Source organism: Catellatospora sp. NPDC049111 (assembly GCF_040648615.1).
Lineage (GTDB): Bacteria > Actinomycetota > Actinomycetes > Mycobacteriales > Micromonosporaceae > Catellatospora > Catellatospora aurea.
Map to the genome: position 1 here is coordinate 128202 of NZ_JBEZEB010000019.1, position 13351 is coordinate 141552.

At 72.3% G+C, this 13351-nt stretch carries 11 protein-coding genes and 1 pseudogene; 1 reads left to right on the forward strand and 11 read right to left on the reverse strand.

Annotated features, from left to right (window positions below; genetic code table 11):
- Positions 1–240: 240 nt before the first annotated feature.
- The 4 genes from ggt to AB0B66_RS24790 all read right to left on the reverse strand — a co-directional run bounded on the left by ggt (position 241) and on the right by AB0B66_RS24790 (position 4139).
- The gene (ggt, locus tag AB0B66_RS24775) at positions 241–2055 is read right to left on the reverse strand and encodes a gamma-glutamyltransferase (RefSeq protein ID WP_360534269.1); all 1815 of its coding nucleotides are present in this window, start codon (positions 2053–2055) and stop codon (positions 241–243) included.
- Between the two features lie 77 nt (positions 2056–2132).
- Positions 2133–2630, reverse strand: coding sequence for an emopamil-binding family protein (locus AB0B66_RS24780; RefSeq protein WP_203697042.1), 498 nt, complete (start codon positions 2628–2630; stop codon positions 2133–2135).
- Between the two features lie 78 nt (positions 2631–2708).
- Entirely contained in the window at positions 2709–3140 is a 432-nt protein-coding gene (locus AB0B66_RS24785; RefSeq protein WP_360534272.1) for a protein-tyrosine phosphatase family protein, read from the reverse strand.
- Between the two features lie 168 nt (positions 3141–3308).
- Entirely contained in the window at positions 3309–4139 is an 831-nt protein-coding gene (locus AB0B66_RS24790; RefSeq protein ID WP_360534274.1) for a chlorophyllase, read from the reverse strand.
- A 165-nt stretch (positions 4140–4304) separates the two neighbouring features.
- On the opposite strand from AB0B66_RS24790, the gene AB0B66_RS24795 reads away from it, so the two are divergent.
- Positions 4305–5330 carry a DUF695 domain-containing protein gene (locus tag AB0B66_RS24795; RefSeq protein ID WP_360534276.1) on the forward strand — a complete coding sequence of 342 codons (1026 nt, stop codon included), beginning with the start codon at positions 4305–4307 and terminating at the stop codon, positions 5328–5330.
- A 5-nt stretch (positions 5331–5335) separates the two neighbouring features.
- Here AB0B66_RS24795 and AB0B66_RS24800 read toward each other — a convergent pair whose 3' ends face one another.
- The 7 genes and pseudogenes from AB0B66_RS24800 to AB0B66_RS24830 form a co-directional block, all read right to left on the reverse strand.
- On the reverse strand, positions 5336–6310 hold the full coding sequence (locus AB0B66_RS24800; protein ID WP_360534278.1) for an AraC family transcriptional regulator: 975 nt from the start codon (positions 6308–6310) through the stop codon (positions 5336–5338).
- 121 nt (positions 6311–6431) lie between these two features.
- Positions 6432–7706 carry a Gfo/Idh/MocA family oxidoreductase gene (locus AB0B66_RS24805; RefSeq protein WP_360534280.1) on the reverse strand — a complete coding sequence of 425 codons (1275 nt, stop codon included), beginning with the start codon at positions 7704–7706 and terminating at the stop codon, positions 6432–6434.
- 136 nt (positions 7707–7842) lie between these two features.
- Positions 7843–8754 (reverse strand): neutral zinc metallopeptidase, encoded by a 912-nt coding sequence (locus AB0B66_RS24810; protein ID WP_360534282.1) that lies wholly within the window; start codon positions 8752–8754, stop codon positions 7843–7845.
- Positions 8755–8792: 38 nt separating this feature from the next.
- Positions 8793–10463, reverse strand: a complete 1671-nt coding sequence (locus AB0B66_RS24815) for a hypothetical protein (RefSeq protein WP_360534284.1) — start codon at positions 10461–10463, stop codon at positions 8793–8795.
- Between the two features lie 186 nt (positions 10464–10649).
- Positions 10650–11600 carry a sensor histidine kinase gene (locus tag AB0B66_RS24820; RefSeq protein WP_360534286.1) on the reverse strand — a complete coding sequence of 317 codons (951 nt, stop codon included), beginning with the start codon at positions 11598–11600 and terminating at the stop codon, positions 10650–10652.
- A gap of 110 nt (positions 11601–11710) precedes the next feature.
- Entirely contained in the window at positions 11711–12046 is a 336-nt protein-coding gene (locus AB0B66_RS24825) for an STAS domain-containing protein (protein ID WP_360534288.1), read from the reverse strand.
- 45 nt (positions 12047–12091) lie between these two features.
- A pseudogene (locus AB0B66_RS24830) lies at positions 12092–13351 on the reverse strand (amino acid transporter); the annotation flags it as partial.

A 13351-nucleotide genomic window follows, 5' to 3' on the forward strand; every position in this document is an offset into this window, starting at 1 on the left:
GCCCGTCCCCGAGGACAAGACGCGATCGTCGGCCACGCGCGGCCGAACAGGCGGGACACGACCGTCGTCCCGACGGGTTCAGTCCGGGCGGGGCGCACACCAAGGTCATTCGACTTGCCTGGCACATGGGCGAATGCGACCTCAAGATACGCACAGGTGCCTGGCAAGTCGGACGATCATGAGGACCGTGTGCTCGCCTGACCCGGGCGGGCGGCGCGGCCGCCCGCCCGGGTCGGGGGGTCAGGAGACCGGCACCGGCCAGAGCACGCCCGCCGAGCCGCCGCCGCGGCGGACGGGTTCGGCGGCGGCGAGCAGGCGGCCGTGGCCGAGGAACTCGATGCCGGTCGCGGCGCCGATCTCCGGGCTGGCCGCGAACGTGTGGCCGAGCGCCGTCAGGCCGGGGATGTCCGGGGCGAAGTCCGCCTCGGCCAGCACGGCCGCCGTGTTGCGCTGGGTCGCGCGGGCGGCGGCGACCGCCTCCGGCAGGGTCATGCCCAGGTCCAGGCGGTTCACCAGGATCTGCAGCACGGTCGTGATGATCGTCGAGCCGCCGGGGGTGCCGACCGCGAGGAACGGCTTGCCGTCGGCGAGCACGATCGTCGGCGACATCGAGCTGCGCGGCCGCTTGCCGGGGCCGGGCAGGTTCGGGTCGGGCGCGCTGCCCTGGGTCGGGGTGAAGTTGAAGTCGGTCATCTCGTTGTTGAGCAGGAAGCCCCGGCCCGGCACGACCATGCCGTTGCCGCCGGTCTGCTCGATGGTCAGCGTGTACTCGACCACGTTGCCCCAGCGGTCGGCGACGGTCAGGTTGGTCGTGGACTGGCCCTCGGTCACCGCAGGGCTCGGCATGGCCGCCGCGCAGCCGCCGTACGAGCCGTCGGGTTCACCCGGCGCGACCGGCTTGACCAGCGCCTGCGCCGGATTGATCAGGCAGGCCCGCTCCTTGGCGAACCCGTCGGAGAGCAGCTGCTCCAGCAGCGGGCGCGGAGTGTTGTCGCCGACGAAGCGGTTGCGGTCGGCGAACGCCAGCGCGGACGACTCCAGGTAGTGGTGCAGCGCCTCGGTGCGGGTGAGCGCGCTCAGGTCGGTCTGCTCCAGGATGTTCAGCGCCTCGCCGACGGCCTGACCGCCGCTGGACGGCGTCGGCATGCCGTACACGTCGTAGCCGCGGTAGGACACCCGGGTCGGCTGCGGTGTGCGCACCTGGTAGGCGGACAGGTCGGACAGTGCCATGGTGCCGGGGCGGACCGGGTAGGCCCAGGTGCCGATCGGCACGTCGGCCACCGGCGGGTGCTGCACGGTGTCGACGATGTCGCGGGCGATCGCGCCCCGGTAGAACGCGCCGGCGCCGTGCCGGGCGATCTCCCGGTAGGTGTCGGCCAGGTCCGGGTTACGGAACACGGTGCCCGCCTCGGGTGGCAGCCCGCCCGGCAGGTACAGCGCGCTGGTGGACGAGAACTGCCCGAACGCGGCCGCGTTGTCGCTGATCTGGGTGCGGAACGTGGTGTCGACGACGAAACCGCGGTCGGCGACCTTCGCCGCCGGGCGCAGCGCGTCGGCCAGGTCGGTCGTGCCCCACTTGCGCAGCGCCTTGTCCCACGTGGCCAGGGTGCCGGGCACGCCCGCGGCGATGCCGCTGACCCGGGCCTCCTGGAACGCGTACGGCAGACCGGTCGCCGGGTCGACGAACGCAGTCTCCCCCATCGACATCGGCGCGGCCTCCCGGCCGTCGATGGTGTACACCTTCCGGTCCTTGGCGCTGTAGTAGACCAGGAAGCCGCCGCCGCCGATACCGGCCGAGAACGGCTCGGTCACGCCCAGCGTCGCCGCCGCCGCGATCGCCGCGTCGATCGCGTTGCCGCCCTTGCGCAGCACCTCCAGGCCGACCTTGGTCGCGTCGAGATCGACGGTCGCGACGGCGCCGCCGTATCCCGTCGCCACCGGGACCTTGTCCAGGTCAGGTGGCCTCGGGCTCGCCTGGACGGGCCCGGCGGCGGCGGTCGACGCCAGGGTCGCGACGGCGATGCCGGCGAGCGCACGGCGGTGGCGCAGTCTCATGGACTTCCTCCCGGATCGGATCAGGTCGATGTCTTCACCGTATGCCGGATGGCCGCCGCGCGCACGCCGAGTCGTGGTCAGAACCGCCGGGTGAACGGTTCCGGTTTGCGCATACGCACCAGCAGGAGCAGTGGCAACAGGACATACGGCAGGTTGAACGACAGGAACTTGACCGGGTTGGGGGTCTGCCACTGCGGCTCGCCGAAGAACTCCACACCGAACACGATGATCCCGGTGATCGTCGAGATCATCGTGGCGTAGATGACCGCCGGGAGCTGGATCCAGTTGCGGCCGCGGATCAAGGCGTACACCAGTACCAGGTAGAAAGGCATGTAGACCAGGGCGGACAGGCCGGTGACGATGCGCATCCACACCGGGGGGTGCATGAACAGCGGGTCGGTGTCGTGGGCGTACCAGTAGTTGGAGTTGAGGATGACGTTGTCCGACGGCTCGCTGAAGTCGAAGCCCAGCGTCGGCATCAGGTCGGCGATCAGCGACGTGATCGTGAAGACGCTGAACACGACCGCGAAGAAGATGTCGATCCGGCGTTCACGCAACGGCAGGTTGGCGCTCATGGGGTGTCCTCACTCGGTGCGAGGGTGATCGATTGGCAGGCAATGTACTGCCTCGATCACGCGTACGGCACCCCGCGATCAGCTCGCCCTGAACCCTGCCACGAAGCGCCGCTGCCAGGGCGTCTCCACGGCCCGCGGGTGGTAGCCCGCGCGCACGTACGCCACGGCCCGGTCGGCGGGCACCCCGTCGAGCACCGCCAGACAGGCCAGCGCGGTGCCGGTGCGCCCGATCCCGCCGCCACAGGCGACCTCGACCCGCTCGTCCCCGGCCCGCTCCAGCACCTCGACCAGCGCCTCCCGAAACGCGGCCCGATCCGCGGGCAGCCAGAAATCCCGCCACCGCACCCACCGCGCCGCCCAGGGCGTCTCCGGCGGCGGCCCGCCGAGCAGGTACAACGCGAACTGCGGCGGCGCTCCCTCGGGCAGCGGGCGGCGCAGGCCGCGCCCCCGCAGCCACCGGCCGGACGGCAGCCGAAGCACCCCCGGCCCGCCTTCCTCCCACGTCGCCACCGGCCGACCGTAACAGCCCCGCGAGCGCACGCCGGAATCGTCGCCTCCCATGATCCGTTTTTGTGGACGCTGGACGCCCTGTCGGGGCACCTGGCGTCCACAAAAACGGATCATCACGAGCACAGCATCCGTTTCGCCCGTTCTTGACCGAGCGGTGTCCGAAACGACTCAGCCCAAGCGGTCGTCAAGGTGGGTTCCAAGCCCTGCCAGGCGTCTGCGGGCGTCGGTGTCGCCGTTGAGGCGCCAGCGGAGGAAGTCGGTGGTGGACTCGGCGACGAGATCGAAGTCCGGGTCGGCCGGGGACATGAACGGGTTGCGGTGGGTGCCTGTCGGGAGGGTGAGGAACGCCTTCGGCCAGGGCACGGCGTCGTACGCGGCGCGGCCCTGGCCGATCGTCACGACCTGGTCGCCCATACCGTGGATGAACAGCATCGCCGCCGGATCGCCCCGGAACTCCGCGCCGACGTCGCGGGCGCTGCCCGCCAGCACGATCCCGGCCTTCAGCCGCGGGTCCCGCCACTTGCCCAGCGCGCCGACCGTGGTCATGCCGCCCAGCGAGTGCCCGCCGGCCGCGATCCGGTCCGGGTCGATCCGGCCGAACAGCGCGTCGCCCTCCTGAGCAGCGTGCGCGAGCAGCGCGTCGAGCACGGCGGTGACGTCCTGCGGCTGGTTGAGCAGGTCCATCACGTCGAGTTTCGCCGCCGCGCCGTTGGTGTACGGGAACGTCGGCGCCGCCACCGCGAACCCCGCGACCACCCAGTTCGCGATCAGGTCGGCGTACTCCGACACCCGGCAGGTGTACCCGTGCACGAACACCACCAGCGGGTGCCGGCCGTGGCCGGGCGGTAGGTGCACCTCGGTCGGCAGCGGCCGGTCCGGCCCCCTGGCCAGGTCCAGCCGCACCACCTTGGACGGCTCGGCCTCCCCCGCCGGTGCGGGCGAACCGCATCCGGCCAGCAACAGCAGTCCCGCAGCGATGATCGCAGTCCGGCGACGCAACGCAACCTCCCCGTCGTATGGCGTTCCGTAGGAACTACGCGACGGGTCCTCGACCCGGTTGCTCCCTCGACCGCACCCATCGACGCGGACAAGCCGCCGGACGTGCCGGTCCGCACGGGGCGACGGGCTTCCGCCGCGTTCCGGCCGCCGTTATGCTCCCGCACCATGATCTTCTCCCGGAAGCGGCGTCCCGATCAGTCCGCGGCGATCGCCGCGTTCTGGGCGGCCTGGCCGCAACTGCGCACCCGGTCCGAGGCGGCGATCGCCGCCCGAGGCTTCCCCGACGACCTGGTCGCGGACCTGTCGGCACTGGTCCACGCCATCCACCCCGACCTGGAATGGGAGTTCAGCAAGGGCCGGGTGGCCGAACACGCGTTCATCGTCAGCGCGGCGGGTGCGACGTCGCTACGCGCCATCGCGTACCGCTGGCGGCAGGGTGCCCCGGCGGCCGACGCCACCTGGGAGTTCCACGACGCCCGGCAGGCCGAGCCGGAGATGTTCGAGGCCGCGCTGCAGATCGAAGGCCACCGGGTGGAGCTGGCCGAGCTGCGTTACGCCTTCACCCTCGACGAGCCGCGCAGCGAGTACGACCTCGTGGTCTTCCACCCCGTGTTCGCCACGATGACCCAGAACGAGCGGCTGCGGCTGGCGTTCCTGCCGCTGGCGTGGCTGCTGGGCGAGGACGCGGTCGAGATCTGGATCGGGAGCGTCGACGCCGCCGCCGAGTGCCCGGCCGGGGCGCAGCCGCCGCGGCAGCTGGCCGCGGCGGTCGCGGAGCTGGCGGCGCAGTATCGCGAGGAGACCTGGGTGCTGATGGGCAACAGCCCCGACGCCGAGGTCCCGCGCATCGCCACGGTGCAGCGGCCGCTCAAGCCCGCCCGCTGGCCGGTGCTGGACACGCACGTCGCGATCACGCTGGCGTTCCGCGGCCGGGACAACGGCATGCCGGAGCCGGACGCGCTCACCGCGCTGCGCGACTTCGAGGACCGGCTGCGGGACGTGCTCGTCGACGCCGAGCACATCGCCCATGAGACCAGCGAGGGAATGCGGACCTTCCACGTGTACGCCGACTCGGCCCGCTTCTCCGCCGACGCCGTCGAGAAGCTGGCCAAGGCCTGGTCTGGGGGCCGGGCGAAGGTCAAGGTCAGCGCGGACCACGGCTGGGAGCGCGTGCGGCACCTGCTCCCGTGACCTGCTCAGGTGCGCAGGGTCTGCCGGGGTGAGCGGCCGTACTCCTCCCGGTAGACGGCCGCGAAGCGGCTCAGGCTGGTGAAACCCCAGCGGCGGGCGACCGCGGCCACGGTGTCGCCGCGGGTCGGGTCGGCGGTCTGCAGGTCGCGGTGGGCCCGGGACAGCCGGACCCGGCGCAGGTACGCCATCGGCGTGCTGTCGGCGTGCCGGGCGAACGCCGCCTGCAGCCCGCGCGAGGAGATCCCGGCCGCCTCGGCGATGTCCTCGACGGTCACCGGCTCGTGCGCGTGCGCGTCGATGAAGGCCACCGCGCGCCGCAGCGCCGCGGGGGCGACCCGGCCCGGCTCGCCGACGTACCCGGTGGCGGTGGTGGTGTTGGGGAAGGTCGCGATGGCCGTGGTGGCGGCCAGGTCGACGGCGGCCGCGTGCACGAGCGGGTTGGCCAGCGGCGTGTCCGGCGTGTTGAGCGTGTGGAACAGGTATGCCATGGTGTCGCGCCAGTGCCGGCCCGCCTCGGCGGAGACGGGGGCCATGCCGTCGAAGCGGAAGTCGGCCAGCGCGATGCCGGTGCGGGCCGCGACCCGGGCGACCCGGTCGACCGGCAGGCGCAGCAGCCGCAGGTCGAAGTCGCTCCAGCGGACGGTCAGCGGCGTGCCCGTCGGGTAGAGGAAGGCCCCGCCGCGCCCCGGCCGCAGCTCCTCCCGCCCGGCGCGGACGACGAGGTCGGAGTTCAGCGACACCACGAACATCAGGTACGGCAGCGGGTCGGTCACCGTCTCCACGGTCGCGGTGTGCCGCACGCTGTCCATGCCGAGTTCGCCGGCCTGCACCACGTGCTGGCGGAACCGGAAGTCCTCGGCGCCGCCGAACAGCCGCGGCCGGTGCTCGACGTACGACTCGCGGAGGACCTCGTTGGCCACCTCCACGTCCCCGGTCGCGAACTCGCGTGCCCGTACGCGCAGCGCAACACCCTCAGCCATCTCACCCATCCCCGGTGCGGCGGACCCGGCCGTGGTGGCCGGGGTGCCTATCCGGCAAACGACGGTCCGGGGAACCTGGTGTTGCACCGGTGGAACGCGACGCGGGTTCGCGTCCGGCGGGTCAGCTTGCGAGCGCGGCCGGGCGGGCCACGGTGACCACGGTGCCCTCGTGCCGGGCCTGCTCGGCGGCGAACGTGGCCAGGTGGGAGTTGAGCGTCTGGGCCGGGCCGGACAGGATGCGCGCCGGGTCGCCGGCGGCCACCGCGGCGGTGAACGCGTCCATCAGCCCGGCGTCGCCGCCGCCGTGCCCGCCCGCGGCGTCAGCGCCGCCCCCGGTCGCCGGGTCGTGGCTGGTCGCGGTGCCGGTGGTGAAGTCGTGCACGGTCACGCTGACGCCGTCGCAGACCAGCTCGCCACGGGTGCCGAAGACGCGGGTGCGCCGGTGCCCGCCGGTGTTGAAGGCGTTCATGGTGAACGACGCGGTCACCCCGCCGTCGAACTCCATCGCGACCACCTGGTGGTCGACGACGTCGTTGTCGCACGCGTACACGCAGCGCCCGTAGGGTCCTTCGCGCAGCGCGGCGGTGAGCGCCTCCTCGGTGAACACCGGCGTGACCACCGACAGCGGCCAGCTGTGCTCGCCTCGGGCCAGCCGGTCGCGGTAGAGCCGGGGTGACGAGTACGGGCAGTCCGGCTCGACGGCGCAGTCCAGGCAGCGGTCGGCGGCACCGGCCGGGCGGTTCTCGGGGCGGAAGTGGCGCAGCCCGCCGAAGCTGGACACGCGGGCGATGTCGCGGCCGACGATGTGCTGCAGCCAGTCGATGTCGTGGCAGGACTTGGCCAGCAGCATGAAGCTGGACAGATCCTCGCGCCGCCAGTTGCCGCGCACGAACGAGTGCGCCTGGTGCCAGAAGCCGACCGGCTCGTGGTGCTGCACCGACACCACGTCCCCGATCGCCCCGGCGTCGATCAGGTGCTTGACCAGCCGGGTGTACGGGGCGTACCGCAGCACGTGGCACACGGCGAGCATCACGCCGGCCTCGCGTACCGCGTCGACGATGCGCACGCACTCCTGCGGGGTCGGTGCGAGCGGCTTCTCCAGCATGATGTGCAGGCCGCGCGCGGCGGCGGCGACGGCCGGGTCGGCGTGCCCGGCGTCCTGGGTGGCGATGACGACCGCGTCGGCCGCGAGGTCCCCGTCGGCGAGCAGCAGCCGCCAGTCGTCGTGCTGCCCGGCGGGGTCGATGCCGTACGCCACGGCGAAGCGGGCCCGCCGCTCGGGGTCGGGTTCGGCGACGGCGACGAACCGGGCCCGGTCGGGGTGGGCCAGGGCCCAGCGGGCGTACGCGTTGCCGCGGTCACCCGCGCCGATCAGTGCCAGACGCACAGGATTCACGAGGACACTCCCGAAGATCGGTTCCCGGTCCCGGCCACTATAGGAACCGTTTACTGGTACGGCAAGCAGCGGCCGGGCCCGGAACGTAACACGTCCCGGACCCGGCCGTCCCCTCCCGCCCGCCGCGGGCGGAGCCTCAGACGCCCTTGGTGAAGGTGTCGCACTGGCGGCCGTCGCCGGTGCGGTAGCCGGTGTTGAACCAGTCGCTGCGCTGCTTGGCGGTGCCATGGGTGAACTTGGACTCGTCGACCCGCCCGCCCGACTTCTCCTGGATCTTGTCGTCGCCGATCGCGGCGGCCGCCTCCAGGGCCTGGTCGATGTCCTGCTGGGTGACCGACTTGAAGATCGCGGTGCCCTTGTTGTCCTTGGTCTCCACGGCGTGCTTGGCCCACACCCCGGCCAGGCAGTCGGCCTGCAGCTCCAGCTTCACCGACAGCGCGTTGGCGCTGCCCGGGTCGCGCTCGGACTGCCGCTGCACGTCCGCCGAGATGCCGAGCAGGTTCTGCAGGTGGTGGCCGTACTCGTGGGCGAGCACGTACGGCTGGGCGAACTGCCCGTCCGCGCCGAAGCGGCTGGCCAGCTCGTCGTAGAACGACAGGTCGATGTACACCTGCTTGTCCGGCGGGCAGTAGAACGGGCCCACCCCGCTGTCGGCCGGGCCGCAGCCGGTGTTCACGGCCTGCGAGAAGAAGACCGTGTCGGTCTGCTCGTAAGGCCGGCCGAACGTCTGCGGCATCGCCTGCTGCCAGTACGCCTGGATCGAGTTCACGTAAAGCGTGTTGCGGCACTCGGCGTTGTCGAGCCGGTCGGGGTTGGCTGTCGAGCAGGTCTGGCTCACACCCGGGCCGCCGTCGTCGCCGCCGCCGAACATCTGCGGGCCGAGGAAGGTGCCCACCAGCGCCAGCCCGATCACGATCAGCGTGCCGACGATGCCGCCGCCGACCGGGATCGGGATGCCGCCGAGGCCTCCGCCGCCTCCGCCGCCCCCGGATCCCCGGGCGTCGGTCACCTGGCTGGTATCGATGTCCGCGTTCTCGTTGAGGGTCATGCCGGCGCGATACCCCGCGCCGGCTGCCCCTTAACCGGTCACGAGACGGGCGCGAGGTCCATCACCGAGACCCGGCACACCGGCTCGCCCTCGACCACCACGGCGTGGATCTCCCGGTAGCCCGGACCGGGCTCCTTGGTGGTGATCCGGAAGAACGGCTGGCCGTCGCCGACCGACACGAAGTTGTCCGGCAGGTCCACCTCGGCCAGCGAGTTCCACTGGTGCTCGTCGCGGAACGTCGGGGCGGTGTCGGCGGTGTACCGCTGGTAGTTCTCCCCCAGCCAGACCGCCGCGGCGCGGGTGCACGAGCCGTAGTAGGTGCTCTCGTAGTCGTGCCGGGCCGTGGTGTAGCCGCCGGCCAGGGGGCTGAAGTACGAGTACTCGTACGGGTAGATGCGGGCGGAGGCGTAGAGGGCCTCGCCCTGGCCGAGCACCGCCGCGCCGATCAGCGCCCAGGCCAGCGCCGTGCGGCCGGAGTCGAACGACTCCCGCGCCCAGCGCACCAGCAGCACCGCGGCCAGCACGATCATGCCGGGCGCGACGAACAGGAACTGGCGCAGGCTGTTGTACAGCGTCGAGTGCGCGCCGATGATCAAAGCGAGCGGGAGCAGGATGTACGCCCCGACCAGCAGCATCCGCCCGTCCAGCCGTTGCCGGCGGACCAGCCCCACGACCGCGGCCACCGCGCCCGCGACGGTCAGCGCGACCACGGGCAGCGGCGAGCCGATCACCAGCCACCAGGGGGCGTAGTACCAGGGCAGCTGCGTCGAGCGGACCATCTCGCCGCCGAACAGGATCTCGTTGTCCCAGTCGTACTTCGCCATCGACTCGACCGACGACAGCAGCCCGTCGACCGGGTTGGTCAGCAGGAACGGCCAGAACACCGACATCACCAGGTACGCCGTGGTGCCGATGGCCAGCATCGCGGTGAACTGGTTGGTCAACTCGGTGCGCAGCTCCCGCCCGCGCAGCTTGTGGCCGTGCCGGACCCAGAAGCCGAGCGAGACGAATGCCAGCAGCCCGAACCACAGCAGCGCGTTGACCCGGATCGAGCCCGCGAAGCCGATCGCCGCGCCGACCCCGGCCAGCTCCAGCACCTCGAACCGGCGGTCCGGCTGCCGCCAGCGCCGCATCAGCCGCAGCACCAGCCACAGCACCAGGACCATCGCCACGGCCAGCGGGATGTCCTTGGAGTTGTTCATCATCTGGCCGGTGTAGCGCGGGTACAGCGCGAGGCCGACCGCGGCGGCCAGCCCCGCCCACGCGCCGAGGCGGCCGCGTCCGGCCAGCTCCCGGGCTGCCAGCGCGGTGATCAGCATGCCGAGCACGCCGAACAGCCCGTTGACGATCGTGCGGGTGTTCCAGATCTCCCCGGTCAGGTGCTGGAAGAACGCCACGATCAGCTCGAACCCGGCGCCGTGCTGCGGCATGTACAGGTAGTCCGGGAAGTCCAGGAACGAGCGGTCCGTGGTGCCGGACAGGTAGAACTTCAGCACCCTGGCGCCGTAGTCGTCCTGCATGTACTCGTCGTAGGTGCGGCCGTGGAAGCGGCCCTGCGCGACGGTGAACCAGGACATCACCAGCAGCAGGGCGCCGAGCAGCAGGTGCGGCAGCCGCTCACGCCACCACGGGGCGGCAGGCTCGGCGGCGACGGCGGGCGGGGCGTCGTCCGGGCTCGCGGTTTTCGGCTCGACATCTACATCGGACACGAAGCTGCTCCTGAGGTATGGGAACGGGCAGGTGCCAGACCCGCCGCCGGCGGGCCCCGGGCACCGGGGTCGGGGGCACCGCGCCGCCCGGATCGACGGGTCTCCCCACCGCAAGATTGTCGCCCAGCCTGCCGCCGAGCACCAGCCGCAGCCGAGCGCGTCGCCCTCCCGGCGGATCGGCGCTGCTCAGCGGGGCAGCTCCCCGCCGAGCAGCTGGACCGTGAAACCGTCCGGCCCGCGCTGCAGGGAGACGTACGCGCAGATCTGGTGGGCCAGCCACAGGCCCCAGCCGCCCGGACTCGCCCCGGGGACCAGGCCGACGAACGGGTCGGCCGGGCCGGGCCCGTGATCGGTCACCGTGACCACGATGCGGCCCGGGACGGCCCACAGCCGCAGCAGCACCGGCGGCCGGCCGTGCAGCACCGCGTTGGTGACCGTCTCCGTCGTCGCCAGCAGCAGGCCGCTGAGGTCGTCCTCGGCCAGGCGGGCGGTCGCCTGCAGCGCGACCAGCGCACCCCGGGCCTGCGCGGTCGTCGGCGCGCTCAGCTCGATCGCGGGCACGGTGTCCTCCAGCGGGTCGCGCCACGGCGTCACCCCCTCCGCCAGCAGGGCGAACGGGTCCTGGAAGGCGAGGTTGGCGGTGTGCCCGAGCGGTGTGGCGATGTGCGGGTGGGTGCGGCGCACGAAGTCGAGCACCTCGTCCGGCGTGGTCCGGGTGTCGTACGGGCACAGCCCCCACAGCGGGAAGTCGTCGTAGGCGTGGTTCACCGCGGCCTCGTAGCGCGCCCACCACTCCCACGGCACGCCCACGCCGGGATGCGGCACGTCACCGGCGACCCGGATCTGCGCGGCACCGGCCGCCACGTGCTCGGCCAGCATCTCCCGGTACCGCTTGATCGCACCGGCCGGCCGCTGGTACTGCGCGTCGCCGCGGACGAAGACGACCCCGCTGTCGGCGCCCAGGGCGTCACGGACCAGCCGCTCATGAGGTTCGGCGAACACGGCCAGCGTGGGCTCGCCCACGGCCACACCGTCGCTGAGGAAGGGGATGACGACCGAAAGGAACTCGTCGTCGGATGCGTAGAACGCCGTCTCGTGGAAGAAGCCGCGGTGTTCCGCGGCCGCGCCCGTCCTCACGACACCTGCTCGCGCATCATCGACTCCCCGCACGCCAGGCAGATACCCCCGACGTGTCCGCCCAACCTAACACGGGCACGTGAGATCGGCTCCGGTTCGCCGGCCCGGCGTCAGTCCAGCGGTTCGCCGCTGAGGTGGGCGTACACCCCGGCCACCTGCAGCACACGCAGGGCCATGCCGGCCGTGTTGACCAGGCGCAGGCCCCGGCCCGCCCCGACCGCGTCGTTGCGCGCCCGCACGAAGGCCCTGATGCCGGACGAGTCGATGAAGGTGACCGCGGTCATGTCCACCTCGACCGGCAGGCCCGGGTGCGCGGCAGCCGCCGTCGACAGCCAGCCGTGCAGGTCGTCCGCCACCGCCAGATCCACCTCGCCGCTCAGCGCGACGCGCACCACGCCGTCCGTCGCGACGACCTGGTGGCTCAGCTGGGGTGGTGGCAGGCTCACGCGAAGCTTTGTAGCACACCTGCCCGCGCGGGCGCTCGGGCGAGGTCAGCCGCCGACGTGGATGCCGGGCCGCCGCGCGGGGTCGGTGTCGCGCTCGCGCAGGATCTCCCGGACCACCGGCGGGGTGTCACCGCGCCCGAGGAACAGGTAGCGCAGCAGGTGGGTCAGCGGCGAGCCCTCGGACCACTCGAAGTAGCAGTGCGGGCGCACGCCGGTGGTGTCGCGCAGCGCGAGCAGGATCGCGGCGATGGCGTTCGGGGCGGCCGGGGCCGACGCCCGCAGCACCCGGTACTCGCCGACCTGCACACCGGTCACCTGGAGCACGTCGGCGAACATCGACGGGTCCACCACGTCGATCTCCAGGAACAGCACGTCGGCACGGCCCGGGACCGGATTCATGCCGCGCTGCTCGCGCTCCTTGGCGGAGTACTCCGCGACGTCGCCCGCCTGGCGGCGGTTGGCGATCAGGTTCAGCTGCCCGTCGTGGGCGATCGAGTCGGTGACGAACCGCCGGGCGCGGGTGTCGAACTCGATGTGCTTGACCCGCAGCTCGGTGGTGCGGGCGGCGCGGGAGATCAGGGAGATCACCACGATGGCGAGGATGAACATCGCCGAGATGGCGATGCCGTCGGGCTTCTCCCGGATGTTCTCGCCGAGGGCGTACAGCAGGACCAGGGTGAGCACCGCGAACCCGGCGGTCGCCCACCTACGCCGGTAACGTGCGGCCGAGATGGTCACCGCGACGCTGCCGGAGACCATCATCGCCAGGATGCCGGTGGCGTACGCCCCGGCCTGCGCCTCCACGTCGGCCCCGAAGGCGATCGTCACACCCACGCAGACGACCGTGTAGACCAGCACCACCGGACGGACCGCGCGGGCCCACTCCGGCGCCATGCCGTAGGACGGCAGGTAGCGCGGCACGATGTTGACCAGGCCCGCCATCGCCGACGCGCCCGCGAACCACAGGATCAGGATCGTGCTGATGTCGTAGACCGTGCCGAAGCCCTCGCCCAGGTGCTCGTGGGCGAGGTAGGCCAGGGCCCGTCCGTTGGCCGCGCCGCCCTCGGCGAACTCCTCCGCCGGGATCAGCACCGTGGTGACGAAGCTCGTCAGCAGCAGGTACACCGACATGACCAGCGCGGCGACGGTGAGCAGCTTACGGGTGTTGCGCACCCGTGACGCCATCCGGGTGCGGCCGTCGGAGCCCTCAGCGGCGACCAGCGGCATCATGCTCACGCCGGTCTCGAAGCCGGACAGGCCCAGCACCAGCAGCGGGAACGCCAGGATCGCCGGGCCGAGCATCCC